The organism is Methylosinus sp. is20ea (genome assembly GCF_059718135.1).
This window is the reverse complement of the sequence record NZ_AP046088.1, coordinates 1301392-1328390: the sequence shown is the minus strand read 5'-3', so window position 1 is coordinate 1328390 and position 26999 is coordinate 1301392. Positions and strand designations below refer to the sequence as shown.

Sequence of the window (26999 nt, the reverse complement as noted above, 5' to 3'; positions counted from 1 at the left end):
CGCTTAGTTGATCGACGCCAGCGGCTTGCCGCTCGCATCCTTCACATTGGCGGTCCAGCTCTTCTTGATCAGAGTCACGACATTGGCCGGCAGCGGGATATAGTCGAGCTCCTCGGCCGCCTTATTCCCCTTGGCGAAGGCCCAGCTGAAGAATTTCAGCGCCTCGCCGGCCGCGGCCGTGTCCTGCGGCGCCTTGGGCAGCAGGATGAAGGTGGCGGCGGTGATCGGCCAGGACTGCGCGCCCGGCTGGTCGGTGAGGATCTGATAGAAGCCCGGCGCGTTGGCCCAATCGGCGTTGGAGGCCGCGGCCTGGAAGGTCGGCGTCGTCGGGGCGACGGTCTTGCCGTCCTTGTTGACGAGCTTGGTGAAGTTCAGCTTGTTCTGCTTGGCATAGGCGTATTCGACATAGCCGATGGCGCCCTTGGTGTTGGCGACATTGTTGGCGACGCCCTCATTGCCCTTGGCGCCGATGCCGACCGGCCATTCGACCGAGGCGTTCTCGCCGACCTTGGACTTCCAGTCCGCGCTGACCTTGGACAAATAATTGGTGAAGTTGAAGGTGGTGCCCGATCCGTCCGAACGATGCACGACGGCGATCGCGGCCGACGGCAGCTTGGCCTTCGGGTTCAGCTTCTTGATCGCGGCGTCGTCCCAGCTCTTGATCTCGCCGAGGAAGATGGCGCCGAGCGTCTTGCCGTCGAGGACGAGATCGCCGGAGGCGACGCCATCCAGATTGATGACCGGCACGATGCCGCCGATCACCTGCGGCCATTGGGTGAGGCCGGCGGCCTCCAGCTCCTCGGCCTTCAGCGGCTGGTCGGAGGCGCCGAAAGTGACCGTGCGGGCCTTGATCTGCTTGATGCCGCCGCCGGAGCCGATCGACTGATAATTGAGGCCGTTGCCGGTCTCTTTCTTATAGGTGTCCGCCCATTTGGCGTAGATCGGATAGGGGAAGGTGGCGCCGGCGCCGGAGATATCGATCGCGAAGGCGGCGCCGGCCGTCGCCACGGCCAGGCTCGTCGCCAGTGCGACTCGATGAAGAACTTTGGAGATCATGTTCGGTCTCTTTCGAACTCGAGGTTCACTGTGTCGGCGCGCGTTCAGCGCCCCAGCGACGCGCACCCTAGAGCCGCGCGACGAGGGTTTTACGACAGTCGAGTGACTGTCACATGACAAATCATCTAATTGAATATATTAGCTAATTTAACGCATCGTCAGGCATTCTCGGCTTTTTCCGGGTCGATCAAGGGCAGAAACACCCGAAATGTGGCGCCTTTCCCCGGCGCGGAATCTATGGCGAGACGGCCGCGGTGGCGAGCCACGATGTGCTTGACAATGGCCAGGCCGAGGCCGGTGCCGCCCTTGGCCCGGCTCTTGCCGGCGTCGACGCGATAGAAGCGCTCGGTGAGGCGCGGCAGATGTTCGGGCGGGATGCCGGGGCCGTGGTCGCGCACCGAGAAGACGGCGGAGGCGCCGAGCGGGGAGAGCGAGATCTCGACCGGCCCGGCCCCGTATTTGATGGCGTTCTCGATGAGATTTTCGGCGACGCGGGCGAGCTCGTCGCGGTCGCCGGGGGCGACGACCTGCCCGACGATGTCGAGCTTCAGCTCTATGCCGCCATCCTCCGCCATGGGCGCGAGCGTGTCGACGATATGGGCGACCAGAATGCCGAGATCGACCGGCGTGTCCGGGCGCAGATGCAGATGCTGCTCGATGCGCGAGAGCGAGAGCAGATCGTCGACGAGCCGCGACATGCGCTGCGCCTGGTCGCGCATGATGGAGAGGAAGCGGTCGCGCGCCTTGGCGTCATCGTGGGCGGGGCCGAGCAGCGTCTCCACGAAGCCGAGCAGCGAGGCGAGCGGCGTGCGCAGCTCATGGCTGGCGTTGGCGACGAAGTCGACGCGCATGCGCTCGACGCGCCGCGATTCGGTCAAGTCGCGCAGGCTCACCACGGCGGCGTTCTCATAGCCTTCGAGGCGCAGCGGCGCGATATGCACCTCGAACCAGCATTCCACCGGCAGGCGCTCGAGCCAGATGACCTTTTCCGGCTGGGCGCCGCGCAGCACGCGATCCAGCGCGTCGAGCACATCGGGCGAGCGCAGGCTGCGCGCCAGCGGGTCATTGGGGCGCAGGGACGGCAGCACGGAGCGCGCCGAGCGATTGGCGGCGACGATGCGCGCCTCCGAATCGATGACGAAGACCGCCTCCGGCAGCGCGTCGATGACCAGGCCGAGCAGAGCTTCGCCCTGATAGCGTCTGCGTAGATCGGGCATGGTCCCCTCGGTCGGAGTTAAACGCGGTCGAAAGCGAGCCTGAGGGCTCGCGGTCCGGGGCGCGCATTGGACCGCGAGCCTTCAGGCTCGCATCGGAAACGAGTGGTTGGAAGCCGGATCACTCTCTCGCCTCCAATATACGCGCGATCGTCTCGCGCAGGCTGTTCCAGCGCCGCGAGCCTTCGTCCGCCCCGAGAAGCGCGAGCGCGAATATGAAGGGCAGGAAATAATAGATGACGCGGAACAGCAGCAGCGAGGCGAGCAGGCTCTCCTGCGAATGGGAGGGCAGCGCGTTCAGCATCGTCGCCTCGAAAACGCCAATGCCGCCCGGCGCATGGCTGATGACGCCGAGAATGCAGGCGAAGACATAGACGGAGACGAAAGTCGCGAAGTCGAGATTCACATCCTGCGGCAAGATTGCATAGAGCGCGGCCGCCGCGCAGCAGAGATCGGCGACGCCGAGCATCGTCTGGCCGACGGTGGGCGCGAGCCCCGGCAGCTCGAAGAAATGCCCGCGCAGCCGCACACGGCGCGGGCGCAGCGAGACCCACACGACATAATAGCCGACGCCGGCGCAGATCATGAGGCCGAGCGCGAAATTGAGAAAGGCCGGCAATTTGTCGATCGCGCCGATCTCGCCGGCGCGCGCCATGAGGCCGACGCCGACGACCGAGGTCATGCCGAGCCAGAAGGTCACGCCCGCGATGACGGTGATATTGGCGACCTGCACGGCGGTGACGCCGACGCGCGCATAGATCCAATAGCGGACCGCGGCGGCGGTGACGACCGGAAAGCCGAGATTGAAGGAGAAGGCGTAGCTCGCGAAAGAGGCGAGCGCGGCGACGCGATAGCGCACGCGCAGCCGCAATTGGCGCAGCGCCAGCGCGTCATAGCCGGTGAGCGCGACGTAAGAGAGCGCGGTGAGCAGCAAAGCGGCGAAAATCTGCTCCGCGCTCATCGCCGCTATGGCGGCGCGGACGTCGGAGAATTTGACGCTCGAGATCGCGCTCGCCAGAGCAAAGCCCGCCAGCGCGAAGACGGCGAGGCTGGCGATTCCGCCGAGCGCCTTGCCGAGGCTCGGCGCGATATAGCGGCGGGCCGTCGAAAGGAGATCGAGGCCGGCTGCGCCCTGGTCCGGATTCGGCTTTTCGTCGGTGGGCGCGGCGACGCCCGTCTCGGTGAGATCGCTGTCTGGCCGCTTCAATTTCTCTTTTTCCTCGAGGCGTCTTCGAAAATGCGCAGAATAAGCCTCTTCGATACGACGTCGGGCGGCGGAGTTCAAAGGCGACCGACGGGCCTCGCGGCGTCCGTTCATAGGATTTTCGGGTCCCTGTTGCACGCGCCTTCCAGGCGCTCGCCCCTCGAAGGGGCGGCGGACGCTCGTTCACCGGAACGTCGAAAGAAAACGTCGCGGGGAAAGCATGGTTCGGTTTCGCCCCGAAGCGTGACAATAAGATGACGCGCCGGCGGGAACAGGCCATCAGAACAGGCCATGCACGAACCAGCGCGGCTGCGCGCTCTCGCGGCCGAGCAGTCCCTCGCGAAACAGCCAGAAACGGCAGCCTTCGCGGTCCTCCACGTAGAAATAGTCGCGGGTCGCGGCGTCCGCGGGCGCGCTCCACCATTGCGGCGCGATGCGCTCTGGCCCCTCATATGTCGCGAGCTCGTGCAGGAGCCGCCGCCAGCGAAAGCGCAGCGGAGGCCCGTCGGGCGTGAGCGCCACGGCCTCGATCGGCTCCGGCCGCTCGAACAGCCGCGAAGGCCGCGCCGGCGCGCCGCCTTCGCGGAGATGAGTGGGCGCCGCGGCCGCTTCCATCGCCGCGGCGGGGGCGGGGGCGGAGGCTGGTCGAAGCGCCACGGCGAGCTCTGGAATATGCGAGGCCTGCGGATAGACTCGCAGCACGCGACGGGGGCCGAGCCGCGCGCCGAGCCGGTCGACGAGATCGTCGAGGCTCGCGCGGCTTTCCTCTTCCCGACCGGCCAGATCGATTTTTCCGAGCCCGAGATATTCCTGCGGCGCGTCGCACAGCTCGACCCGCGCCGCGCCGAGCCGCAGCACGTCATAGCCATAGCCGGTGTCGAGCCCTTCCTCCGCCAGCACGGCGAGGCGCTCGCGCAGCAGCAGGGCGATCGTCTCGGGGTCGCGCAGCGGCCGGCTGGTCCCCGTCTCTATATGCGCGACCGCGCCGTCGACGCGGTAGAAGACCGCTTCGAGCTCCCGCGCGCCGACGCCATGGCGCTCGAGCAGCAGGCACAACTCGCGGGCGAGGCCGGCCAGCGTGCGCTCTATGTCCTCCTGCCGCGTGAGCCCCTCGGGAAAGCGGCGCTCGGCCATGAAATCCGGGGCCTCGAAGCGCGGCGAGATCGGCTCGCGACTGCGGCAGGCGATGGCGTCGAGCTGCGCCATGGCCTTTGTCCCGAGTCTTGCTGCGAGCGGCGCGCGCGGCCGCGCCAGCAGGTCGCCCAGGCTGCGCAGCCCGGCGCGGTCGAGCCTGTGGCGCGCCGTCTCGTCGAGAGCGAGCGCGGCGACGGGCAAGCGCGCGGCGATCGCCTCCAGCTCCGCCTGCGTCGCCCCCTCCGGCACATGGCGCAGGCGGGAGAAGCGCGCCAGCGCCCGCGCCAGCGCCGGGCCGGGCGCGATCGCCCCTCGGGCCGCGAAACCCTGGGCGGCGAGGCGGCGCTCGACCTCCGCCAGCAGCGCGGTCTCGCCGCCGAAGAGATGCGCCGCGCCGGTGACATCCATGAGGAGTCCGTCCGGCGGATCGGTCGCGGCGAGCGGCGTGAAGCGGCGGCACCAATCGGCGATCCGCCCGAGCAGATCGGCGTCGGCTCGGGGGTCGGCTTCCGCCAGCCGCAGAGCGGGGCGCATGGCGCGGGCGTCGGCGACCGTCATGCCGGGGACGAGCCCGGCCGCCTCGGCGCGCGCGTCGACGACGGTCAGCCGCTCGGCGCCGCCGAGCTTGGCCCAGACGGCGAAGGGCGCCTCAGGCGAGGGCGCGTTTTTGCGCGCGAGCCGGTCGGTCGGAAGGCGCGGCAGAAACAGGGCGAGGCAACGTATGGAAAGGCGCCCCATGGAACTCGGCCTCCTCATGGTCGAAGACGATGTCGCGCCATGCCTGCGGGTCGAAGGCGCCGACGATGCCGCGCGCCTTGACGACGCGCAGGCGAAAAGCGGGCGGGCCGGGCAGGGGCCGCGGCGCGCCCTCGGCCCGCGGCGGCGGCGCGCAGGCGGCGATCTCGAAGCGCGTCTCGGCGGCGCTGGCGAGTCTTTGCGCGGCGCCGGCCGCGCGTGGCAGCAGCAGCAGGCCGGCGCTCCCGTTGCGGCGGGCGGCGAGGGCCAGCCGCCGCGAGGCGGTGAGGTCGTAGGCGCCGGCCTCGGCCCAGCTCTCGGCCCAGCTCTCGGCGATGACGACGGCGGCGCCGCTTTTCAGCGCCTCCTCCATGGCCCAGAGCGTCTCGCGCGGGCGGCGGGTGCGCGCCAGCACCAGCCGCTCCGGCGGCAGGCCCGCCGCCTGCAGGCCGCGCCCATAGGGCAGGCCGAGCTCGCGCGCCGCCATATCCTCGGCGATCCAGACGATCCCGCCCTGCGGTCGCAGGCGCAAACGGCGCAGCGCGAGGGCGAAGGCGAAGCCGGCCGCCGCCGCCGCGTCGGTCGGCCGCGCCGGCAGCGCCTCGCTGAGGCCGCCGCCGCGGCCGGGATCGAACAGGCGCGACAGCCCGTCGTCCCGCAGGCTCGGCGTCGGAACGGCCGTGGGCGCCGCGCCGCCCGCCGTCTCCAGCGCGGCGATCCGACGACGCAAAAAAACAATGCGTTCCGATGAGCCGCTGCGCGACATCGGGTCCCCGATCTCCAGAGTGTTGCCTATTTGTTCTCAGACTGACTCCGCTGTGGGGGAGAGTCAAGCGGGGGTGTTTCCAGTTTCTCCCGATGGGCCGACCGGGAATAGCGGCCGGGGCTCGGCGGGGTCGCGCGTCCCGCTATCCGAAGTCCCGCTCGTCGAGCGCCAGCCGGGGAAAGGGCGTGAGCGGCTTTTCGGGCGTGTGATCGGAAAGCGTCATGCCCATGGACAGCACGTCGCGCCATGCCTCGAATTTGAATCCGACCTCGCGATAGACGCCGATCTCTCTCATCCCCAATGAGCGATGGAGGCCGATGCTGGCCTCGTTCGGCAGAGTGATCATGGCGAACAGACCATGGACGCCCTGGCGCTTCAAAAGCCCGAAAAGCATTTCATAGAGTCGTCTCGCGATGCGCTTCCGATGGTAATCGGGGTGGAGATAGACGGTCGCCTCGGCGGACCAGTCATAGGCCGCCCGGCCGCTGTATCGGCCCGCATAGACATAGCCCGCGATCCTTTCGCCATCCTCCGCGACGAGCCAAGGATACATCGCCATGCAGGCCTCTATGCGCCGCGACATTTCTTCCGTGTCGGGAGGCGTGGTCTCGAAGGAGACCGCCGTTTCGCGCACATAGGGCGCGTAGATGGACGCTATGGCGGCGGCGTCCTCCGGGCGGGCGGGTCTGATCGTCGGCATTGTGAAACGCCTCGGCTTGATCGGTCATGTCGTCAACTATATAATACGATATGTCCAATATAATGGAAAGTGTCGATCGAGCTCTCGCCAACCGCGTCCGCGAAGAACGAGAGGGCCGCCGCTGGTCGCTCGCGGAGCTCGCGGCGCGTTCCAGCGTCTCCAAGGCGATGCTGAGCAAGATCGAACGCGTCGAAGCGAGCCCGACGGCGAATACTCTGGCCCGGGTCGCCGCGGCCTTCGGCCTGACGCTGGCCGAATTGCTGAATTTCGAGCGGGCGGCGCCTCCTGCGCGTCTGCTGCGCGCCGACGGCCAGCCGATCTGGCGCGACCCGGAGACGGATTACCTGCGCAGGCAGATTTTCGTCGATCCGGGAGTGGATTTCGAATTGGTCGAGATCACTTTGCCGGCCGGCCGGAGCGTATTCTTCCCGGCGAGCGCCTATAAGGACCGCCGGCATGTCGTCTGGATTTTGGAGGGAGAGCTGCGTCTGCGGGAGGGCGACGAAGACCATCTCCTGTCCGTCGGCGACCGCCTTCGATTCGGCGAGCCGCAGGACGTGACCTATCTGAACGCCGCTTCCGAGCCGTGCCGTTATCTCGTGGCGGTCCTGCGGAGATAGGAGGCTTCGCCGAATGGCGAGAGCGTCACTCGATGGGCCGGGCCGTTCGCAATGCGGCGCTGAAGGCGGTGGCGCGCTAGCGTGCCAAGCCGCAGAAAATAAACACGCTTCCGCCTCTCCCCGGGGAAATTCCGCCGGGGAGGGCTGCTCGCGTCGACGAATGTGTCGCGTCTGGCGTCACGCAGGGACGCAAGTGTCGGGAACCGGACAAACCTCGGCGCAATGCGGAGACTCGCCGTCGCATTCCGTGCACTTCTTGGGGTCGATGATATAGGTGTCGCCCTTCATGCGAATGGCGGCGGTGGGACAGTCGAACTCACAAGCTCCGCAAACCGTGCATTGCGAAGCGATGATCTTCAAGGCCATTATGCTCTCCCCGATTGTGCTGGGGCGCGGCTCCCGTGGAAAGGCGCCGCGCGTCTCGACGCGACAGATGGGGGTAAGCAAGAATCGTTTCAATTTACCCGCGGCGGGTGCGGGCCGCTTCCGCTCGCGGCGGATCGTCGCGCCGACGCAGGGCGGCGACGGTTCGAAACCCCACATTGCTCGTAGACTAATAATCCGGTTTAATCCGCCGAGAATCTGCGCCCCGAGAATGCGTGAATGCGCGCCCCACGAACGCGCCGATGCGCGATAAAAGAACGAGGACGGAAATGCCTGTCGACACCAAGCATCCCGAGACCCTGGCCCTCCACGCCGGCTGGCGTTCCGATCCGGCGACCGGCGCCGTCGCGCCGCCCATCTATCAGACGACCTCCTATCAGTTCCGCGATTCGCAGCATGCGGCCGATCTCTTCGCGCTGAAGGAGCTCGGCAATATCTACACGCGCATCGGCAATCCGACGACCTCCATCCTCGAGGAGCGTCTCGCCGCGCTCGAGGGCGGCGTCGCGGCGCTCGCTCTTTCCTCGGGACAGGCGGCTTCGGCCTTTGCGCTGCAGAATCTGGCGCGCGCCGGCGACAATGTCGTCGCCTCCACCGATCTCTATGGCGGCACCTGGAATCTCTTCGCCAACACGCTGAAGGACCAGGGCCTCGAGGTGCGCTTCGTCGATCCGAGCGATCCGGAGAATTTTCGACGCGCCACCGATGATCGCACGCGCGCCTATTACGCCGAGACTCTGCCCAATCCCAAGCTCACCGTCTTCCCCATTGCGGAAGTGGCGGCGATCGGCCGCGAATATGGCATTCCGCTCATCGCCGACAACACCGCGGCGCCGCTATTGGTGAAGCCGCTCGAGCATGGCGCGGCGATCGTCGTCTATTCGACGACCAAATATATCGGCGGCCATGGCACGTCGATCGGCGGCGCCATCATCGACGGCGGTAATTGCGATTGGGAGAAATTTCCCGAGCGTCAGCCTGCGCTCAACACGCCGGATGCGAGCTATCACGGCGCGGTCTGGGTGGAGGCGGTCAAGCCTCTCGGCCCCGTCGCCTATATCATCAAGGCGCGCACGACATTGCTGCGCGATCTCGGCTCAGCGCCTTCGCCCTTCAATTCTTTCCTCACGCTGCAGGGCGTCGAGACGCTGCCGCTGCGCATCGAGCGGCATGTCGCCAATGCGCAGGCGGTCGCGGATTTTCTTTCGACGCGCTTCGAGGTCACGAAAGTCATTCATCCCTCGCGCCAGAGCGGCGCGGAGCGCGAGCGCGCCGACAAATATCTGAAGGGCAAATATGGCGCGCTGGTCGGTTTCGAGCTCGCCGGCGGCCTCGAGGCGGGGCGCAATTTCATCGATGCGCTGAAGCTCTTCTATCATGTCGCCAATATCGGCGATGCGCGCAGCCTCGCCATTCATCCGGCGACGACGACGCATTCGCAGCTGTCGCCGGAAGCGCAGCTCGCGACCGGCGTGACGCCCGGCTATGTGCGCCTCGCCATCGGCATAGAGCATATCGACGATATTCTCGCCGATCTGGATCAGGCGCTGAAGGCGGCGAGCTGACGCGCGGGAAATTGTGAAAGAGGGCGTGGAATCGCCCCCTCCCCGGCCCTCCCGCGAATAGCGCTATCGGATTCACACATCGCGAGACATCGGCCGTCATGGCCGGGCTTGTCCCGGCCATCCACGCCAAGCAGATGGAGAAGCCAAAGGAAAGCGCCCGCCATCGACGGATTCGTCCCCCGGCTGGCGCCGCCTGAGCTGCGGCGTCACGCCAAACTTCTATGACGCCGCGGCGCACGTTGGCGTGGATGGCCGGGACAAGCCCGGCCAGGACGTCGTGGGGACGAGGAGGATATGTGCGTTCGATAGGGGGGAGAGGGCCTCCCGCGTCCTCAGACCGCCTGCGCGTATCTCTCGGCCTGCTCGAGATCGACGGAGACGAGCTGCGAAATGCCGCGCTCGGCCTGGGTCACACCGAACAGACGATCCATGCGCGCCATCGTGATGGGATTATGCGTGATGGCGACGAAACGCGTGTCGGTCTTCTTGCGCATGTCCTCGAGCAGATCGCAGAAGCGCTCGACATTGTAATCGTCGAGCGGCGCGTCCACCTCGTCGAGCACGCAGATCGGCGACGGATTGGTGAGGAAGACCGCGAAGATCAGCGACATTGCGGTCAGCGCCTGCTCGCCGCCGGAGAGCAGCGTCATCGTCTGCGGCTTCTTGCCCGGCGGGCGCGCGAGAATGTCGAGGCCGGCCTCCAGCGGATCGTCACTCTCGATGAGCTGCAATTCCGCCGTGCCGCCGCCGAACAGCAGGCTGAACAAATCCTTGAAATGCGCGTTCACCTGCTCGAAGGCGACGAGCAGGCGCTCGCGGCCTTCCTTGTTGAGGCTGGCGATGGCGCCGCGCAATTTCTTGATCGCCTCGGCGAGATCCTCGCGCTCGGCGATCATCTTGTCGCGCTGCGTCTCGATCTCGCCGAGCTCCTCCTCGGCGCGCAGATTCACCGCGCCCAATCTTTCGCGATCCGTCTTCAGCCCTTCCAGCTTGCGCTCTATGTCGGGGATGGAGGGCAGCTGCGTCTCCTCGCCGGTGACGCCGGCGAGCTCGGCGAGCGAATGGTCCTCGCTCTCCAATTCCATGGCGATGGCGTGCTCGACGTCGGCCGAGCGGCGGCGCGCGGCTTCGAGCTGCGCCTCGCCGCGGGCTTTCTCCTCGCGCGCGGCGCTCATCGCCTCCAGCGCCATGCGGGCGGCGCGATCGGATTCCGCCTGCGCGGTCTCGCCTGTGGCGCGCGCATCGGCGGCGGCGCGGCGGGCGGCCTCCGCCTCCTCGATCGCCGAGAGAAGATTGCGGCGCTGAAGCAGGAAAGTCTCGGGCGAATCGGCGATGCGCTCCTGCTCCTCGCGCGAATCCTCGAGCCGGCGCTCCAATTCCGATATGCGGTCCTGCGCGCGGTCGCGTCGCTCCATCCAGGAGGCGTTCTCGCGCAGGATCGCCGATTTGCGCGCGGCGCGCGTCTCGGCCTGATGGCGCAGCGAGGTCAGCGCGGCGCGCGCTTCGCCGGCCTGGGCGCGCTCGGCGGCGGCGCGGGAACGCACATTCTCCACCGCGCCGGCGAGCGAGGCGGGCTCGTCCAGAGCGTCCAGCGCATGGGCGGCGCTCTCGCGCTTCATCGCCGCCTCGTCGCGATTGGCGAGGATTTGCGCCTTGGCCTCCTCGAGCGCCGAAAGACGCTGGGCGATCTGGCCGAGCCGGCGCTCGGCCACGACATGGCGCTCGCGCGCTTCCTCGAGCGCTGCGCGGGAGCGGCGTTGCCCCTCGCGGGCGGCGCTTTCGGCGAGGGCGGCGGCGCGGGCCTGCTCCTGCGCCGTCTGCGCCTCGTCGGCGAGCGCGTCGGCGGCCTCGCGCGCCGCGGCGGCCTCGAGACGCAGGTCGGCGAGGCGGTTCTTCTCGGCCAAACGGCGGGCGGCCGGCGTCGGCGCCTCGGCGGCCTGGGTGAATCCGTCCCAGCGCCAGAGGTCGCCCTCCTTGGAGACGAGGCGCTGGCCGGGCTTCAGCATCGTGCGCAATGCTGCGCCCTCGCTGCGCAGCACGACGCCGATCTGCGCGAGGCGCCGGGCCAGCGCCGGCGGCGCCTGCACCATCTCGGCGAGCGTGCGCACGCCCGGCGGCAGAGCGGGGTCGTCGGCGCCGGAGGTGAGCGCCCAATGGGCCGGGGCGGAGGGCTCGATGGAGGCGTCGAGATCGTCGCCGAGCGCGGCGCCGAGCGCGGTCTCATAGCCCTTTTCGACGCTGACGCTCTCGACGATCGGCGCCCAGAGATCGCCGCCGCCCGATTCGAGCAGCTTTTCCAGCGTGCGCGCCTCGGTCTCGAGACGTCCGGCGCGCTTCTCGGCCTCGGCCAGCGGCTGGCGCGACAGGCTCTCCGCCTCGCGCGCCTCGATCGCCGCTTCCTCGGCCATCAGCGCGGTCTCGTCGGCCTCGCGGGCGGCTTCGCTGGCCATTTCCAGCGATTCGGCGAGGCGCTCCACCTCCTCCACCGCGCCGCCCTGGCCGGCGATCAGCGCGAATTCCGTCTCGACGCGGGTCAGCTCGGCCTCGAAGCGGGAGACGCGCTGCGTCTCCTCGCGCAGCGCCGCCTCCAGCGCGCCGCGCTTGGCGTTGACGCCGGCCAGCGATTGCTGCGCCTCGGAGAGCTCGGCCTCGGTGCGGGCGAGCGCCTCCTCGATTTCGGCGAGACGCTCGCGCGCTTCCGTTTCGCGCTCGGCGCCGATGGCGTCCTGCTCGGCCAGCTCGCCGCGCTCGTCCTCGAGCCGCTGCGTCACCTCGGCGGCGTCGTCGATCAGCGCGCGCTCGCGCTCGACGTCTCGCGCGAATTGCTCGGCGTGGCGGGTCAGCTCGGCGATGCGCTCCTTGGCGCGCTTCTCCTCGCCGTCCAGCGCGTCGCGGGCGACGATCAGCCTATGCAGCGTGGCGCCGGCCTCGGCCTCCTTGTCGCGCAGCTTGGGCAGCTCGAAGGCGGCGATCGCCTGCAATCGCGCGGCCTCGGCCTGCTGCAACGTGCGCGCCTCGACGAGCTTCGTATCCTCTTCCAGCTTGCGTTCGGCGAGCTTCAGCTGCTCGCTCGCCTGCCGATGCGCGATAAACGCCGCGAGCGCCTCGTTCTTGCGGATTTCCGCCGCGACGGCGCGATAGCGCTGCGCCTGCCGGGCCTGGCGGCGCAGGCTCTCGGTCTGGCCGTCGACCTGTTTCAACACATCCTCGAGGCGGGTGAGATTATCGGCGGCCGCGGTCAGCCGCAGCTCGGCCTCGTGCCGGCGGGAGTGGAGACCGGCGACGCCGGCGGCGTCCTCCAAAATGCGGCGGCGCGCCTGCGGCTTGGCCGAGATGATCTCGCCGATCTGCCCCTGGCGCACCAGCGCCGGCGAGCGCGCGCCGGTGGCGGCGTCGGCGAAGAGCAGCTGCACATCCTTGGCGCGCACCTCGCGGCCATTGATCCTATAGGTAGAGCCCGCCTCGCGCTCGATGCGGCGGGTGACTTCCAAGGTCTCGGCGTCGTTGAAGGCGGCGGGGGCGGTGCGGGAGCTATTGTCCAGCACGAGGCCGACCTCGGCGACATTGCGGGCCGGGCGCGAGCCGCCGCCGGAGAAGATGACGTCGTCCATCCCCGAGCCGCGCATGTTTTTGTAGGAACTCTCGCCCATGACCCAGCGCAGGGCCTCGACGAGATTGGACTTGCCGCAGCCATTCGGCCCGACGACTCCGGTCAGGCCCGGTTCGATCAGGAAATCTGTGGCCTCGCAGAAGCTCTTGAAGCCGAGAAGTCGGAGCCGCTGGAATTTCATGGGGCAAGAGCGCCACAAAATAGCGGGGAAGGCAAGAACGGGGGCGCGATATGTTGTGGAGGCGGGGCCTCCCGGCGAGCGATCGGGTGAAGGTTTCCTCATCCTGAGGAGCGGCCGCAGGCCGCGTCTCGAAGGACGAGGAAACCATCAGCGCCGCCTTCTGGAGCTCGCCCTCGTGCTTCGAGACGGCCGCTTCGCGGCCTCCTCAGCATGAGGGCGAGGGTGGGGAGAGGGAGGCGATCACGCCCCCGCGGTGATGAACTGCGCCTTCGCGAGCTCGGCGAACAGCCCGCCTTTGGCCACCAGTCCGTCGAAGGTCCCGCTCTCGACGATCGCGCCGCGATCCAGCACCAGAATGCGGTCCGCATGGCGCACTGTCGCCAGACGATGGGCGATGATGAAAGTGGTGCGGCCCGCGGTCGCCGCCTCCAGCGCCTTCTGCAATTGCCGTTCGGTGGTGGCGTCCAGCGCGCTGGTCGCCTCGTCGAAAATCATGATCGGCGGGTCTTTCAGCAGCGCGCGGGCGATGGAGAGACGCTGCCGCTCGCCGCCCGACAGCGTGCGGCCGCGCTCGCCCACCAAAGTCGAAAGCCCGTCGCTCTGGCGCGCCACGAGATCGCGCGCCTGCGCCAGCTCCACGGCGCGGGCGATCTCTTCTTCGTTCGCATCCGGCTTGCCGACGCGCAGATTTTCCTCGATCGAGCGCGCGAACAGCATGGGCTCCTGAAACACCACGCCGATGTTGCGGCGAAGCGAGGTCAGCGTCATGTCGCGAATGTCGATTCCGTCGATCGTCACCCGGCCCTGCGCCGGATCGAAGACGCGATGCAACAGGCCGAGCGTCGTCGATTTGCCGGAGCCCGTCGCGCCGACCAGCGCGATGGTCTCACCCGGCCGCGCCGAGAAGGAGACGTCGCGCAGCGCCAGCCGCTCGCCGCCATAGGAGAAGCTCACATTTTCGAAGGCGACGGCGCCTTCGAGCCGGCCCATGTCGCGCGCATCCTGGCGATCGGCGACCGTCGGGCGCGTGTCGAGGATGGAGAAGAATTCGGCGATCTTGGGCGCGAGCAGAAACAGCACGTTGAGAAAGCCGACCATTTGCTCGAGCCGCCCGATGAGCATTGTGGCGAAGCTCATGAAGGCGACGATCTCGCCGATGGAGGCGAGGCCCTGCAGATGCAGCCATGCGCCGAGCAGGAAGATGACGAGCAAAGTGAGCGTCGCCGAGGCGCGGCTCGCCACCGCCGCCAGCGCCCACCAGGAGAGCACCGGAATTTGCGCGGCGAGCAATTCGTCGATGATGCGGCGCAGCGCGCTGGTCTCGCTCTGCACGCGCGTAAAACTCTGCACCACGGCGATATTGCCGAGCGCGTCGGACGCGCGCTCGGCGAGCGAGGAGTGATGTCCCTCCACTTTGCTCTGCAACTCCTGCGTCCGGCGCAGGACGAATGAGGTGAGCGCGCCGAATATCGTGACCAGCGCGATGAGCGGCAGGGCGAGCCGCCAATTGACGAAGAGCGTCGCCGGCAGCAGCACGAAGAGCGCGACGAAAGAGGCGCAATTCTCGCGGAAGAAGGAGAGCCACAGCCCCGCCATTCCGGAGGCGCCCTCGAGCATCACCTTCAGCAGCCGGCCGGAATGCGCGCCGGCGTGAAAGCTCGACGGCAGATCGAGGACATGCTCGAAATAGGCGGCCATCACCGCGAGCCGGCTCCTATGCGCGAGCCGGTCGGCGTGCAGCGCCACCAGCACGGAGGCCGCGATGGAAAAGAGGCCGAAGCCGGACCAGGCCGCGAGCAGCGGCGCGAGATCGCTCCAGGCGAGCGTCTGCCCGGCCGCCTGCGCCTTGGTGAGCACGTCGATGACGCGGCCGAACAGCATGGGCTCGGCGAATTGCGCGATGGCCACGGCGAGATTGGCGGCGACGAGGATCGCCGCGAGGCGCTTTTCGGGCTTCAGCTGCGCCAGGACGCGGAGATAGACGACGAGGACGGACATGAGGGAACTAAATGGGAGAGGCGATAGCGCCGTCTACAGCGGGCGCGGCGGGCAGGCAAGGCGAGGCGGAGGCTTTGCGGGATTTTCCGCGGCCACGCTTGTATTGTGGGTCCATACGCACCAAATAACCTCTAATCGAGTTTCGGCCGGACGAATCCTGCTTTCGCGTCCCTTTGGCGCCCCGGGCAATATGACTTCCTCTCCAGAACATCGATCATGTGTGGCGTCGCGTCTCGCGAACGCCCAATCACTCGTTCTTCGAAAGGACCAGTCATGCAGAACGGCACCGTAAAATGGTTCAACGCCCAAAAGGGCTTCGGCTTCATTCAGCCGGAGGCCGGTGGGGCCGATGTCTTCGTTCATATCAGCGCGGTCGAGCGCGCGGGCCTGCCCGGCTTGGCCGAAGGCCAGAAGCTCTCCTATCAGATCGTCGTCGACTCGCGCAGCGGCAAATCTTCGGCCGATCAGCTGGCCGCCGCCTGATCCTTCTGGCGATCGGGCCCCGCTCGCCGACCGCGGATGTACCGGCGGCGAGCGCGGGGCCCTGTCCCCGATAGAGGCGCGTCGTTCCTTCGGGATCGGCGCGTCGCACTCCATTTGAAACGGCCGACTCCGAAAGGGCCGACAATGAGCGCGCATTCGAATGAGCTCTCCCGCCATCAGCGGCTTCGCAAAGAGGCGCCGACGCATAAGTTTCGTCTCGGCGCGCAAATCTATCACCGGATCGGGGCGAGGTCGGAAAAGGAAACTTTTCGGATCACGCGCCTGCTGCCGGACAGCGGGGCGGGATTCCAATATGTCATCAAAGGAGACCGGGACGGTCTCGAACGTGTCGTGACGGAAGCGGGAATGGAATTCGCCTGGTAATTTCTCGCTCTAAATAAGGTTGCGCGTTGCTCGCGTCGTCTCGTCCACATGCGCCGCAGCGCGGAGCCGTGATCGAATTTCGCGCCGAATAGCGTGGACGATAGGGAGAGAAAGCGATGAGCGAGTTCGATTACGCGATGGAAGCGGGGCTGTTCTCGTCCAAAATTTTCGCCAAGCGGACGAGATCCTACCAGAACTCCATCGAATTCCGGCGTTTCGCCCAAGCCGCGGAGGCGATTCGCTACGTCGTTGAGGACATGCCTCCCGCTCTGCTGGGCAGTTGCTCGCTCGAGGTGGCGGAGACGACCTATACGGGCGCGGCCATTCGCGGACTTTACGAGAGCGCGGAATTTCCGCTGCCGCGGCGGGAAGGGTCTGCGAAAAAATAGCGGCGACGCGATGGGGGGCTTGCGGCTCTTCCTCGCCGCTGCGGGCAGTGAATGATGACGTTGATCCAGCGCTTGTCGTCGCGCTCTGCCCCGCGTTCGATCGGCAGGAATGGCGCGATCTTTCAGCGCGACTCATCGGCGCCCTCTCGGGAGCCGATGAGTTACATCGCGTTGTTCATGCCACCATGGGTCTCGACTCTGAGCCCAACGGCCGTCCGCCCCGAATGCAGGGGCTCGATGGGCGGAAAATGAGAGCAGGCCGGCGCGACGGAGCAGGCCGTCTCGCGGCGCTGAACGGGGAACGCGCATCAGCGTCCACTTCGCGCAAATGCGCCGTGCGCTTCGGGCGCCCTTTCTCGCAGGCGGGGTCAATGGCGCGAACAGCGCCTACCCGTCGTCGGTCAGATCGCTCGGATAACGCAATTTGCTAAGGTCGAAGCGACCCCGATTTTCGTTGCTCCCCATTGCGACCTCCGGCAGAATCAGGTCGCTCTGATAAACTTGCACCCCCCTCATCCGACCCAATCTCCTCGCGGATAGGCTTTAAGTGCCGCCTTGCAAAATGGAGGTCTATATGCTCGAAAATATTCGATTGGTAATTTGGGATCTAGATGACACCTTCTGGCGCGGGACAGTTTCGGAAGGTAGATATGAATATGTTCAAGACCACCATGAAATAATTGTACAATTGGCCAGCCGTGGCATAATTAGTTCGATATGCTCGCGCAATAACAAAGACGAAGTCGAAGGCATCCTGAAGGGTCGGGGCATTTGGGACTTTTTTGTTTTCCCCTCGATGGATTGGAGCGCGATCGGCGGGCGTATCAAAGCGATCGTCGAGGCATCCCAATTGCGCCCTGCCACCATTCTGTTCATTGACGACGACCCGATGAACCTTGCCGAGGCCGAAAGATGGGCGCCGGGCATTCAGGTGGCCGATCCATCAATAATTTCGAGCATTTCCACATCGCCACTATTCCAGGGTAAGGATGATAGTTCATTATCTCGCCTCGAGAAATACAAAATTCTCGAGAAAAGAGCAAAAGATAAAAATACTGCATCCGACATGAGAGATTTTTTATGTAAAAGTGGAATAAGAGTCATTATCGATCACGACATCGAGAATAATATCGATCTAGCAATAGACTTAATAAACGATACTGATCGTCTGAATTTTACAAAGAGGCGCCTCCACGAGGATCGGGATGCCGCAAAGAAAGAGTTGCGTAACCTCATCGGGGGCCATTGGATTCAGTCTGGGCTAATTCGTGTTGTAGATAATTATGGCGATTATGGCTTTATCGGTATTTATGTGCATCGGACGGACATAGAAGGACCATCATCGCTTTTACATTACTGTTTTTCTTGTCTTGCATTGGGTATGCAGGTGGAGACTTGGCTATATCAACGGCTCCGGCGGCCCTACATAGAGATTCAGGGAGACGTATTGACTGATATCACAGATTCAAGTGCTGAAATTGACTGGATACAGCAGCAGGACGGGGTGGAGTCGAACTATATAAATGGTAATGAAATTAGAGATAAGACAAACATAAGATTTTTTGTGAGAGGCGGGTGCGAAACACAGGTAGTCGCACATTATCTCGGTCTCATCGCAGATAATATTGTAACAGAATTCACGACAATCCGAGATGGAATGCACATTCGCTGCGACTCTTCACAAATGCTAAGGATATCAGTAAAAGGGCCAACCGACCTTGAGCTTGAGAGTCTAAAATCTCTCGGCTATACGGAGGCTGATTTCAATACGGCGCTCAAGAAAGGCAACGGAGACTCGGAGGTATGGTTGTTCTCCATGGCGGCCGACATTCTATTTATGAACTATAGACATCGGACGCTCGGCTTCAGAGTTCCGCTCGGCGGGCCTATTGGCGAACGGGACCTCACCAAATGCGATCTACATCAGGTGAGCGAACGCCTTGGGACGCACCCGTTTGTTTCGGCGATTGCCGAAGTGCAGAAAAACTACGATTTTGATGACTTGACATCTGCCGAAGCGTTCTGCGAGGCGATGGGGAGTGCTCTGAAAGAACTACCTAAGGGGTCGCGCGCGTTTATCCTCGCGCCATCAGAGTATGTCCTCACGCTCGACGGAACGCTGCAGAACCTTACCAACATTGCGGACTTCAATCGCGAAATCGCGATTCGCCTAAAGAGCTTCGATGGCGTTTCGCTGCTGCCCATGGACGGTTACGTGCATAGTGACGAAGAGCGGGTTGTCTGTGACCCGATTCACTTTGCACGCCAAGTGTATTTCCGCATATTCGAAGACGTGCGCGATAGAACGATCAATGGACGCCAACCGACGGCATCGTCTTGACGGCGCTCGGATTCATCGTCCTAATTTGAGATGATGCTTCGCCGGGCTACCTGAACCATGATCACTCCGCTCCATCGCGACGATTGCGCCGTCTCTCTGCTTCCGCGGCCCGGCTCGCCAGCGGTGGAATGGGTCGTCGCCTCCGGGCTCGTTCCCTATGAAGCGGCCGTTGCGCAGATGGAGGCCTTGGTCGAGCGCATCGCCGACGGGGCTGCGGCCGAGCGCGTCTGGCTCATCGAGCACCCGCCCGTCTACACCGCCGGAACCTCGGCCAAGGAGGCCGATCTCCTGGAGGCGCGCTTTCCCGTGCATCGCACAGGACGCGGCGGGCAATTCACCTATCACGGCCCCGGTCAGCGCGTCGCCTATGTGATGCTGGACTTGACGCGCCGCAAACGCGATTTGCGCGCCTATGTGTCGGCGCTGGAGGCCTGGCTCATCACAACGCTCGCCGCGTTCGGCGTCGTCGGCGAGCGGCGCGAAGATCGCGTCGGTGTATGGACGCGCCGTCCGGACAAGCAAGCGGGACTTCTCGGCGAGCCGGCCGAGGACAAGATCGCGGCGATCGGCGTGCGCGTGCGGCGCTGGACGACCTTCCATGGTCTGGCGCTCAATGTCGCGCCCGATCTCACGCATTTTTCCGGCATAGCGCCCTGCGGCGTGCGTGAGGCGCATCTCAGCGTCACCAGCCTCGCCGATCTCGGCAAGGGTTCGGATATGGCGGCTGTCGACGCCGCGCTGCGCCGCGCCTTCGAGCCCATTTTCGGCGCGACGATCGCGCTCTGAGCCGGGGCCTCAGCTTCCGGCGAGATGCGCGAAATCGCGCACCACACACTCATAGACCTCGCGCTTGAACGGCACGATCAGCTCGGGCAGCAGCGCCGCCCGCTCCCAGCGCCAGGAGTCGAATTCCGGCTCGTGGCGGCCGCCGTCCGGGCGCTCTATGTCGATCTCCGCCTCATCGCCCTCGAAGCGAAACGCGAACCATTTCTGCGTCTGGCCGCGATATTTGCCTTTCCAGCGCTTCGTCGCCGTGGGCGGCAGATCATAGCTGTACCAATCCTGCGCCTCTCCGAGCACGGTGACGCTGGTCACATTCGTCTCCTCGCGCAATTCGCGCAGCGCCGCGGCGAGCGGCTCCTCGCCCTCGTCTATGCCGCCTTGCGGCATCTGCCATTCATGGTCGATCACGTCCGGATCGGCGCGCTTGGCGAAGCGCCGGCCGAGAAAGACGAGCCCCTGCCGGTTGAGCAGCATGACGCCGGCGCAGGGTCTGTAGATCGCGTCGCTCATTTCCATTGTCCGGCTCGCGCCTCTTTGTCCTCGACCCGCGACACGAGCGCGCTCAGCGGGACGAGCGCTATTCCCTTGCGCTCCAGCTCGCGCGCGAAACGCGCGAGCCGCGTCATCGCGGCCGGCAGCGCGCCGGCGACGAGGATCGCCTGGCCGTTGCGGCGGGCGAGCGCCTCGATCTGCGTCAAGGCCTTCTCCACCGCCTCGCCCGAGGCGCCCGCCTCGATCGCCACATCCGCGCGCGCCGCCGTCAGAGCGACGCGCGGCGCGAGCGACGAGACGAGCGAACGCGGCGAGGTGCCGTCGTCGAGATAGAGCAGTCCGCGCCCGGCGATGTCGGTCAGCGTGGGCGTGAGCGCCGTCTCGTCGGCGGTGAATTGCGCGCCGAGGAAATTCACAATGCCGATATAGCCGGAAAAGCGGCTCATCAGCCAGCGCAGATCCTCGAGCCCGGCGCCGCGCGTCGTCAGCAGCGTATGCGGCCCGGGATTTTCACGCGGATAATCATAGGGCTCCATTGGCGCTTGCAGCAAAATCTCATGGCCGCGCTCGCGCGCTCTCGTCGCGACGCTCTCGGGATCGGCGCCATAGGGCGCGAGCGCCAGCGTGACCGCGCCGGGCAATTCGTCGATCGCGCTCGCCGAAAGCCGCGCATCGAGCCCGACGCCGCCGACGACCAGCGCGATGCGCGGCGCGCCGGCGGGCAGACGCGCGCTGATCGTCGCGGGACGCGCATAGACTTCCATCGGCTTCGCGCCATCGGCGCCGATCTTGGGCAGCCGGCCCTTCTCGACGAGCCTTTTGTCCGGCGCGGGCGCCAGCGCCGCATGCTGTTCGTCGAGCCTTATGATGAGCGCGCCCGGCGGCTCGCCGCCGCCGCCGCGCGTGACCTTCACGCCCGAGCGGCGCTCTATGTCGGCGATCTCATCCGCGCGCTTGTCGGGCTCGGCGACGGAGGCATGTTCCGCCGGGGCGCTCGCCGGCGCCGGCGGCTCGACGATCTCTATGCGCGCAATGGCGACGGGCTGGCCGGCGTGAGGATCGCGCGTCGCCAGCGAAAGCGCCGCGAGACATGCGCCGCCGAGCAGCGCGGCCGTGAAGATCGTTGCGGCCCGTCCGCGCGCGCGCGGCGCCCGACGCGGCTCCCGCGGCTCGCTCGAGCCCAGCGGCTCGTTCAATTCGTCGGTCATGGCCCGCGCGCGGCTCCCTTTTGCGAACGCGCGAATCGCGGCGCGTTTCGATCATTGTGAAATGGCGTCGCCCCGCCGTCGAGCGGCGCGTCGCCTCACGAGACGGCCTGCGCCAGCGCCGCCTGCTGCTCGGTGGTCATGCCGGCGATCTGCTGCGTGGTGAAGGCGGCGATCTGATTGCCGTTCAACGCCAACAGCTCCGTCGTCGTCAACGCCGCGATGGCGGTTGCGGTCAGCGCGCCGACCTGCGTCGTCGTGAGGCCGGTGAGCTGGCGCGCGTTGAAGGCGGAGATGACGGAGCCGTCGAGATTGGCGAGCTGCTGCGTCGTGAGCGCGGCGATCTGCGTCGAGGTCAGCGCGTTGAATTGCGTCGCGGAGAGCGCGCCGAGCTCGGTGGTGGTGAGATTGACGACCTGCGTCGTCGCCAGCGCGGAGATCTGCGCGGTGGTGAGCGCGCCGACCTGCGTCGTCGTCAATGCGCGCAATTGCGGACGCAGCAGGCCGCCGAGCTGCGCATCGGTCAGCGCCGCGATTTCCGTCGTGGTCACGGCCTGCATTTGCGACGTCGTCAGCGCCGCGAATTGCGTGGCTTGCAGCCCCGAGAATTGCGTCGTCGTCAGGCTGGCGATCTGCGCGGCAGAGAGGCCGGAGATTCCATCCGAGGAGACGGCGCCGATCTGCGCCGCGTCGAATGCGGCGAGCTGCGTCGTGGTGAGCGAGGCGGCTTGCGACGCGGTCAGCCCGCCGAGCTCGGTCGCGGAGAGCAGTCCGATCAGCGTCGAGGTGAGGCTCGAGAACTGTGTCGAGGTCAGCGCCGCAATGGCGGAGGCCGAGAGACTTGAAAATTGCGTCGAGGTGAGCGAAGCGATCTCTGTGGTGCTGAGGCCGGCGACCGCGGTCGGCGACAGGGCGGCGATCTGATCCGCCGAGAGCGCCGCCGATTGCGTGTCCGCCAGCGCGGCGATCTGCGTCTGGCTCAGGCCGGCGACGCCGGTCGTCGAGAGATAGGATATTTGCGCCGCGCTCAACGCCGTGAGCCGATCCGTGCCCAGCGAGGCGACTTGCGTCGAGGTCAATCCATAGATTTCCAGCGGGGTGAGCGTCTTCAGCTGCGTGGTGGTGAGGGCGGAAAATTGCGTGGCGGAGAGCGCGCCGATCTCCGTCGAGGTGAAGCTCTGTAATTGCGTCGTGGTGAGCGCGGCGAGCTCCGTCGTCGTCAGTCCGCCGACGCCGGTCGTCGACAGAGCCGCGATCTGTGCGGCCGTCAGCGCCGAAAATTGCGTCGCGGCGAGGCCGCCGACCTGCGTCTGCGTCAATCCGCCGACGCCGGTCGTCGAGAGCGAGGCGATCTGCGTCGCATTCAGCAAGCCGAGCTGCGTCGCCGTGAGCGCCGCCACTTGCGTCGCGGCGAGGCCGCCGATCTGCGTGCCGGTGAGCAGGCCGATCTGCGCCGAGGTGAGCGCCAGCACCTGCGTCGTCGTCAGCGCCGCCATTCCGGTCGAGGAGAAGCTGCGGAACTGCGTCGTCGTCAGCGCGCCGATTTCGTCGCTGCTCAGCCCTGCGATCGCTGTCGTGGAGAGAGCGGCGATCTGCGTCGAGGTGACGCTGGCGAGCTGCGTCGTCGTCAGCAGTCCGATCTGCGCGGCGGTGAGGCCGCCGATCGCCGTGCTGGTCAGATATTTGATCGCCGTCGTCGAGAGCGCGCCGAGCCGCGTCGAATCGAGCTGCGATATTTCGGTGGAGGTCAGGCCGCGCGCCTGCGTCGCGGTGAGCGCGCCGACTTGCGTCGTGCTCAGCGACGCGAGCTGCGCGCTGGTCAGCGCCGCGATCTGCGTCGCTGCCAGCGCGCCGAATTGCGTCGCGTTCAGCGCCTGCAACTGCGTCGTCGTCAGCCCACTGACCGCCGAAGTGGAGAGCGCGGCGATCTGCGTGGCGGCGAGCGCGTCGAATTGCGTGGCGGCGAGCGCCGTCGCCTGCGTCTGCGTGAGGCCCTGCAGCTCGATCGTGGTGAGGGCCGCGATCTGCGTCGTCGCCAGCGCGGCGAGCTCGGTGGTGGTCAGCGCGCCGACGAGCGCCGCGGTGAGGCCGCGCAGCTGCGTCGTGGTCAGCGCCTGCAATTCGGTGAGCGTCAGTCCGGCGATCGCGGTGGTCGACAATCCAGAGAGCTGCGTCGAGGTCAGACGCGCCAGCTGATCGAGGCCGAAGGCGGAAATCTGCGTCGCGCTGAGCGCGCCGGTCTGCGTCGTCGTCAGCGCGCCGATCTGCGTCGTGCTGAGCGCGGCGATCTCGGTGGCGGTGAGCGCTGCGACCGCAGTGGTGGTGAGCGCTGCGATCTGCGTGCCTGCGAGCGCGCCGAGCTGCGTCGTCGACAGCGCCGCCGCTTGCGCGTCGGTGAGGCCGGAGAGCTCGGTCGTCGTCATGGCGGCGAGCTGCGTCGTCGTGAGCGCGCCCAATTGGCCGAGCGTCAGCGCGCCGAGCTGACGGCTGGTGAAGCCGCGCAGCTGAGTCGTGGCGAGCGCGCCGATGACGCTGGTCGAGAGGCTCGCGACAGCGTCCGAGGAGAGGCCCGCGATCTGCGTCGCGGCGAGAGCGGCGATCTGCGTCGCGGTCAAGGCCGCGAGCTGCGTGTCGACGAGCACGCTCATCTGCGCCGTGGTGAGAGCGGCGAGCTGCGTCGTGGTGAGCGAGGCGATATCGCTCGTCGACAATCCGCCGACGCCCGTCGTCGACAGAGCGGCGAGCTGCGACTTCTGCAAGGCCGCGAGCTGCGTGACGGAGAAAGCGGCGATCTGCGCATCCGACATGGCGCGCATCTGCGTCGAAGTGAGCGCGGCGACCTGCGTCGTCGCCAAAGCGGCGACATCGGCCGTCGACATGGAGGCGACCGCCGTGGTGGCGAGCGCGGCGATCTGCGTCGTGACCAGCGTCGCCAGCTGCGTCGTCGTCAGCGCCGCGATCTGCGCCGCGCCGAGGCCCGACATTGCGGCGGCCGAGAGCGCGCCGATCTGCGTCGCGCTCAGCGCCGCGATCTGCGCGTCGGACAGCACAGCGGTCAGCAGCGCGCCGATCGCGCCGATCTGCGTCGTCGTCAGAGCGGCGACGGCGGTGGAGGTGAGCGCGCCGAAGCCGCTTGTCGAGAGCGCGGCGACCTGCGTCGAGGTGAGCGCGCCGAGCTGCGCGGCCGAGAGCGCGCCGACCTGCGTGTCGGCGAGCGCCTTGACCTGAGTCGAGGTCATGGCGGCGACCTGCGTCGTCGACAGCTCGGCGATCTGGCTCTGCCACAAGCCGCCGATCGCGACGGCCGAGAGCGCGGCGATCTGCGTCGTCGCGAGCGTGTCGATCTGCGTGAGCGTGAGCGCGGCGAGCTGCGTCGAGGTCAGCGCGGCCGTGTCGATTGTCGTCAAGGCGCCGAGCTGCGTCGTGCTCAATGTCGCGATCTGCCAATCGGCGAGCGCGCGCGTCTGCGCGGCCGTCAGCGCGCCGATCTGCGTGGTGGCGAGCGCGGCGATCTGCGCGCTGGTGAGGCCGGTGACGGCCGTCGAGGTGAGCGCGGCGATCTGCGTCGTGGCGAAGGCCGAAAGCTGCGTCGTCGTCAGCGCGGCGACCTGCGTGTCGGCGAGCCCGGCGAAGGCGCGCGTGGGCATGGCGGAAAATTGCGCAGCGCTCAGCGCCGCGATCTGGGTGGTCTCGAGCGAGTTGAGCTCGGTCGCGTTGAGACCGGCGAGCTGCGTCGTCGTCAGCCCGGCGATCTGCGTCGCGCCGAAGGCGTCGAATTGCGTCGTCGTCAGCGCGGCGATCTGCGCCGAGGTGATCGCGGAGAGCTGGCTGGTGGAGAGATTGGCGAAAGCGGCGGAGCCGAGGCCGGCGATTTGCGCGGCGGAGAGCTGCGAGATCGTCAGCGCTTGAATCTCGCTCGTCGTCATATCGTCGAGCTGCGTGGTCGTGAGCCCGCGCGCCTGCGTCGAGGTAAGCGCCGAGAGCTGCGTCAGCGTCAGCCTGTCGATGGTGTCGGCGGAAAGCCCGGCGATCTGCGACGAGGCGAGGGCGGCGGCCTGCGTCGTCGTGAGGCTCTGCAGCTCGGTCGTGGTCAGCAGATTGAGGAAAGTGGTGGAGAGCGCCGACATTTGCGTCGAGGCGAGCGCGGCGACCTGCGTGCTGCTCAATCGTCCGTCGCTGGTCGAGACGAGCGCGGCGACTTGCGCGGCGGTGAGATTGCCGATCGCGAGCGACTGGATCGCCGTCGTCGTCATCGCGGCGAGCTGCGTCGTCGTCAGGCCGCGCGCCTGCGTCGTGGCGAGCGCGGAAAGCTGCGTCGTCGTCAGATTGTCGACCTGCGTCGTCGTCATGCCGGCGATCTGCGCGGCGGTGAGCCAATTGACCTGCGTCGTCGTCAGGCTCGCGACGAGCGTCGCGGGCAAAGCGTTCAGCAGCGTCGTCGTCAGCGCGCGAATCTGCGTCGAGGAGAGAGCTGAAAATTGCGTGGAGGAGAGATCGCCGAAAGTGGTCGCATCCATCGCGGAAAATTGCGCGGCCGAGAATTCGGCGACGTCGAGAGATTGCAGCCCCGTCGTCGAGAGATCGGCGAGCTGCGTCGCCGTCAGTCCGCGCGTCTGCGTCGTCGTGAGCGCGACGAGGCGCGTCGTCGTCAGATTGGCGAGGGTCGTATCGGAGAGGCCGGCGATCTGCGCGGCGGAGAGGCCCGCGAATTGCGTCGCGGTGAGCGCGCCGAGGCGCGTCGTCGAAAGGGCGTTGAGCGTCGTCGTGGACAGAGCGGCGATCTGCGTCGACGCCAGCGCCGCGACTTGCGTATCCGACAGATTTGCGAAAGCGGCGCCGAGTCCGGCGAGCTGCGCATTGGACAGATTGCCGACCGAGAGCGCCTGGATCTCGGTCGAGGTCATCGCCGTGAGCTGGGTCGTGGCGAGGCCGCGCGTCTGCGTCAATGACAGCGAGGCGAGCTGCGTCGTGGTGAATTCGCCGAGGTCGGTCGTCGTCAACGCCGCGATCTGCGTCGCGGCGACGCCGGCGATCTGCGACGTCGTCAGCGCCTGAACCGCCGTCTGCGAGAGGCTGTCGAAGGCCGTCGTCGTCAGCGAGCCGATCTGCGTCGACGAGAGCGAGGAGAGCTGCGCCGTGGTGAGATTGCCGACGTCGGTCTCGTTCAGCGCTCGCGCTTGCGCTGCGCTCAGATTGCTCACCTGGAGCGCGATGATCTGATCGAGGCTCAGCGCGTCGAGCTGGGTCGCGGTGAGGCCGCGCACCTGAGTCGAGGAGAGGCTGGCGATCTGCGTTGTCGTGAAGCGTGAGAGCTCGGTCGTCGACAGAGTCGCGATCTGCGCGGCGGTCAGCGCCTGCAGGCGCGTCGTCGTCAGGCTGCCGATCTCGGTGGTGTCGAGCGCATCGAGCTCGGTGCTGGTGAGCGCCGAGAGCTGCGTCGTGGTGAAGGATTCGAAGTCGCTCGAGGCGAGCGACTGAAATTGCGACAGATCGAGTCCGGCGATGGCCGATTTCGACAGGGACGCGACCTGCGTCGTTACCAGCGCCTGCAGCGTGGTCGTCTGCAGAGAGTTGATCTGCGTGGCCGTCAGCACGGCGACCTGTGTCGTGTCGAAAGCCTCTATGTCGGAGGTTTCGAGCTGACTCATGATGGTCGTCGGGAGACGGGCGATCTGTGCGGTCGTGAGCGACGAGTAGATCGACGTCATGACAGGCCCCGCTCCGCGCTTGCTTTCCCGAGCCGGCGGACGCGCGG

General features: G+C 66.7%; 19 protein-coding genes and 1 pseudogene. 7 read left to right on the top strand and 13 right to left on the bottom strand.

The genetic code is table 11. The features are described 5' to 3' along the window. Window positions 1-3 precede the first annotated feature (3 nt). The 6 genes from pstS to AC6IY7_RS06065 form a co-directional block, all read right to left on the bottom strand. Complete coding sequence (gene pstS, locus AC6IY7_RS06090; protein WP_497782180.1) at window positions 4-1056, bottom strand: phosphate ABC transporter substrate-binding protein PstS; 1053 nt, start codon at window positions 1054-1056, stop codon at window positions 4-6. Window positions 1057-1214: 158 nt separating this feature from the next. Beyond that, window positions 1215-2273: an ATP-binding protein gene (locus AC6IY7_RS06085; RefSeq protein ID WP_497782179.1), complete on the bottom strand. Its 1059-nt coding sequence runs from the start codon at window positions 2271-2273 to the stop codon at window positions 1215-1217. Between the two features lie 118 nt (window positions 2274-2391). Continuing rightward, window positions 2392-3588: a lysylphosphatidylglycerol synthase domain-containing protein gene (locus AC6IY7_RS06080; protein ID WP_497782178.1), complete on the bottom strand. Its 1197-nt coding sequence runs from the start codon at window positions 3586-3588 to the stop codon at window positions 2392-2394. Window positions 3589-3753: 165 nt separating this feature from the next. Further along, window positions 3754-5346, bottom strand: coding sequence for a Y-family DNA polymerase (locus tag AC6IY7_RS06075; protein WP_497782177.1), 1593 nt, complete (start codon window positions 5344-5346; stop codon window positions 3754-3756). After that, window positions 5258-6073: an ImuA family protein gene (locus tag AC6IY7_RS06070; RefSeq protein ID WP_497782176.1), complete on the bottom strand. Its 816-nt coding sequence runs from the start codon at window positions 6071-6073 to the stop codon at window positions 5258-5260. The genes AC6IY7_RS06075 and AC6IY7_RS06070 overlap by 89 nt, the downstream gene beginning before the upstream one ends. Before the next feature lie 178 nt (window positions 6074-6251). Further along, entirely contained in the window at window positions 6252-6809 is a 558-nt protein-coding gene (locus AC6IY7_RS06065; RefSeq protein WP_497782175.1) for a GNAT family N-acetyltransferase, read from the bottom strand. 62 nt (window positions 6810-6871) lie between these two features. Between AC6IY7_RS06065 and AC6IY7_RS06060 the strand changes: the two genes are divergently transcribed. Then, window positions 6872-7429 (top strand): helix-turn-helix domain-containing protein, encoded by a 558-nt coding sequence (locus tag AC6IY7_RS06060; protein ID WP_497782174.1) that lies wholly within the window; start codon window positions 6872-6874, stop codon window positions 7427-7429. Window positions 7430-7606: 177 nt separating this feature from the next. Here AC6IY7_RS06060 and AC6IY7_RS06055 read toward each other — a convergent pair whose 3' ends face one another. Beyond that, window positions 7607-7795: a 4Fe-4S dicluster domain-containing protein gene (locus tag AC6IY7_RS06055; RefSeq protein ID WP_018267040.1), complete on the bottom strand. Its 189-nt coding sequence runs from the start codon at window positions 7793-7795 to the stop codon at window positions 7607-7609. 287 nt (window positions 7796-8082) lie between these two features. Here AC6IY7_RS06055 and AC6IY7_RS06050 point away from each other — a divergent pair, with 287 nt between their 5' ends. Continuing rightward, on the top strand, window positions 8083-9378 hold the full coding sequence (locus tag AC6IY7_RS06050) for an O-acetylhomoserine aminocarboxypropyltransferase/cysteine synthase family protein (RefSeq protein ID WP_497782173.1): 1296 nt from the start codon (window positions 8083-8085) through the stop codon (window positions 9376-9378). Between the two features lie 332 nt (window positions 9379-9710). On the opposite strand, the gene smc is transcribed toward AC6IY7_RS06050, so the two are convergent. Next, window positions 9711-13169, bottom strand: coding sequence for a chromosome segregation protein SMC (gene smc / locus AC6IY7_RS06045; protein WP_497782172.1), 3459 nt, complete (start codon window positions 13167-13169; stop codon window positions 9711-9713). A gap of 240 nt (window positions 13170-13409) precedes the next feature. After that, window positions 13410-15167 (bottom strand): glucan ABC transporter ATP-binding protein/ permease, encoded by a 1758-nt coding sequence (locus AC6IY7_RS06040; protein ID WP_497782171.1) that lies wholly within the window; start codon window positions 15165-15167, stop codon window positions 13410-13412. Window positions 15168-15440: 273 nt separating this feature from the next. Here AC6IY7_RS06040 and AC6IY7_RS06035 point away from each other — a divergent pair, with 273 nt between their 5' ends. From AC6IY7_RS06035 to AC6IY7_RS06025, 3 genes are all read left to right on the top strand, one after another. After that, window positions 15441-15650 (top strand): cold-shock protein, encoded by a 210-nt coding sequence (locus AC6IY7_RS06035; protein ID WP_497782170.1) that lies wholly within the window; start codon window positions 15441-15443, stop codon window positions 15648-15650. Between the two features lie 144 nt (window positions 15651-15794). Continuing rightward, window positions 15795-16034: a hypothetical protein gene (locus tag AC6IY7_RS06030; protein ID WP_331935592.1), complete on the top strand. Its 240-nt coding sequence runs from the start codon at window positions 15795-15797 to the stop codon at window positions 16032-16034. Window positions 16035-16150: 116 nt separating this feature from the next. Then, on the top strand, window positions 16151-16423 hold the full coding sequence (locus tag AC6IY7_RS06025; RefSeq protein WP_497782169.1) for a hypothetical protein: 273 nt from the start codon (window positions 16151-16153) through the stop codon (window positions 16421-16423). A 316-nt stretch (window positions 16424-16739) separates the two neighbouring features. On the opposite strand, the pseudogene AC6IY7_RS06020 reads toward AC6IY7_RS06025, so the two are convergent. Continuing rightward, a pseudogene (locus AC6IY7_RS06020) lies at window positions 16740-16888 on the bottom strand (transposase); the annotation flags it as partial. A 109-nt stretch (window positions 16889-16997) separates the two neighbouring features. Here AC6IY7_RS06020 and AC6IY7_RS06015 point away from each other — a divergent pair. Next, window positions 16998-18764: a hypothetical protein gene (locus AC6IY7_RS06015; protein WP_497782168.1), complete on the top strand. Its 1767-nt coding sequence runs from the start codon at window positions 16998-17000 to the stop codon at window positions 18762-18764. Between the two features lie 57 nt (window positions 18765-18821). Beyond that, entirely contained in the window at window positions 18822-19550 is a 729-nt protein-coding gene (gene lipB / locus AC6IY7_RS06010) for a lipoyl(octanoyl) transferase LipB (RefSeq protein ID WP_497782167.1), read from the top strand. Between the two features lie 9 nt (window positions 19551-19559). On the opposite strand, the gene AC6IY7_RS06005 is transcribed toward lipB, so the two are convergent. The 3 genes from AC6IY7_RS06005 to AC6IY7_RS05995 all read right to left on the bottom strand — a co-directional run bounded on the left by AC6IY7_RS06005 (window position 19560) and on the right by AC6IY7_RS05995 (window position 26952). Further along, window positions 19560-20057 (bottom strand): RNA pyrophosphohydrolase, encoded by a 498-nt coding sequence (locus AC6IY7_RS06005; RefSeq protein WP_497782166.1) that lies wholly within the window; start codon window positions 20055-20057, stop codon window positions 19560-19562. Continuing rightward, the gene (locus AC6IY7_RS06000) at window positions 20054-21247 is read right to left on the bottom strand and encodes a divergent polysaccharide deacetylase family protein (protein WP_497782165.1); all 1194 of its coding nucleotides are present in this window, start codon (window positions 21245-21247) and stop codon (window positions 20054-20056) included. The genes AC6IY7_RS06005 and AC6IY7_RS06000 overlap by 4 nt, the downstream gene beginning before the upstream one ends. Before the next feature lie 95 nt (window positions 21248-21342). Then, window positions 21343-26952, bottom strand: a complete 5610-nt coding sequence (locus tag AC6IY7_RS05995; protein ID WP_497782164.1) for a beta strand repeat-containing protein — start codon at window positions 26950-26952, stop codon at window positions 21343-21345. Window positions 26953-26999: the final 47 nt, after the last annotated feature.

Excerpts from the sequence above, each read along its gene's own strand:
- pstS (WP_497782180.1), bottom strand. The coding sequence starts at position 1,056 with ATGATCTCCAAAGTTCTTCATCGAGTCGCACTGGCGACGAGCCTGGCC.
- AC6IY7_RS06085 (WP_497782179.1), bottom strand. The coding sequence starts at position 2,273 with ATGCCCGATCTACGCAGACGCTATCAGGGCGAAGCTCTGCTCGGCCTG.
- AC6IY7_RS06080 (WP_497782178.1), bottom strand. The coding sequence starts at position 3,588 with ATGAACGGACGCCGCGAGGCCCGTCGGTCGCCTTTGAACTCCGCCGCC.
- AC6IY7_RS06075 (WP_497782177.1), bottom strand. The coding sequence starts at position 5,346 with ATGGGGCGCCTTTCCATACGTTGCCTCGCCCTGTTTCTGCCGCGCCTT.
- AC6IY7_RS06065 (WP_497782175.1), bottom strand. The coding sequence starts at position 6,809 with ATGCCGACGATCAGACCCGCCCGCCCGGAGGACGCCGCCGCCATAGCG.
- AC6IY7_RS06060 (WP_497782174.1), top strand. The coding sequence starts at position 6,872 with ATGGAAAGTGTCGATCGAGCTCTCGCCAACCGCGTCCGCGAAGAACGA.
- AC6IY7_RS06055 (WP_018267040.1), bottom strand. The coding sequence starts at position 7,795 with ATGGCCTTGAAGATCATCGCTTCGCAATGCACGGTTTGCGGAGCTTGT.
- AC6IY7_RS06050 (WP_497782173.1), top strand. The coding sequence starts at position 8,083 with ATGCCTGTCGACACCAAGCATCCCGAGACCCTGGCCCTCCACGCCGGC.
- smc (WP_497782172.1), bottom strand. The coding sequence starts at position 13,169 with ATGAAATTCCAGCGGCTCCGACTTCTCGGCTTCAAGAGCTTCTGCGAG.
- AC6IY7_RS06040 (WP_497782171.1), bottom strand. The coding sequence starts at position 15,167 with ATGTCCGTCCTCGTCGTCTATCTCCGCGTCCTGGCGCAGCTGAAGCCC.
- AC6IY7_RS06035 (WP_497782170.1), top strand. The coding sequence starts at position 15,441 with ATGCAGAACGGCACCGTAAAATGGTTCAACGCCCAAAAGGGCTTCGGC.
- AC6IY7_RS06030 (WP_331935592.1), top strand. The coding sequence starts at position 15,795 with ATGAGCGCGCATTCGAATGAGCTCTCCCGCCATCAGCGGCTTCGCAAA.
- AC6IY7_RS06025 (WP_497782169.1), top strand. The coding sequence starts at position 16,151 with ATGAGCGAGTTCGATTACGCGATGGAAGCGGGGCTGTTCTCGTCCAAA.
- AC6IY7_RS06015 (WP_497782168.1), top strand. The coding sequence starts at position 16,998 with ATGCTCGAAAATATTCGATTGGTAATTTGGGATCTAGATGACACCTTC.
- lipB (WP_497782167.1), top strand. The coding sequence starts at position 18,822 with ATGATCACTCCGCTCCATCGCGACGATTGCGCCGTCTCTCTGCTTCCG.
- AC6IY7_RS06005 (WP_497782166.1), bottom strand. The coding sequence starts at position 20,057 with ATGAGCGACGCGATCTACAGACCCTGCGCCGGCGTCATGCTGCTCAAC.
- AC6IY7_RS06000 (WP_497782165.1), bottom strand. The coding sequence starts at position 21,247 with ATGACCGACGAATTGAACGAGCCGCTGGGCTCGAGCGAGCCGCGGGAG.
- AC6IY7_RS05995 (WP_497782164.1), bottom strand. The coding sequence starts at position 26,952 with ATGACGTCGATCTACTCGTCGCTCACGACCGCACAGATCGCCCGTCTC.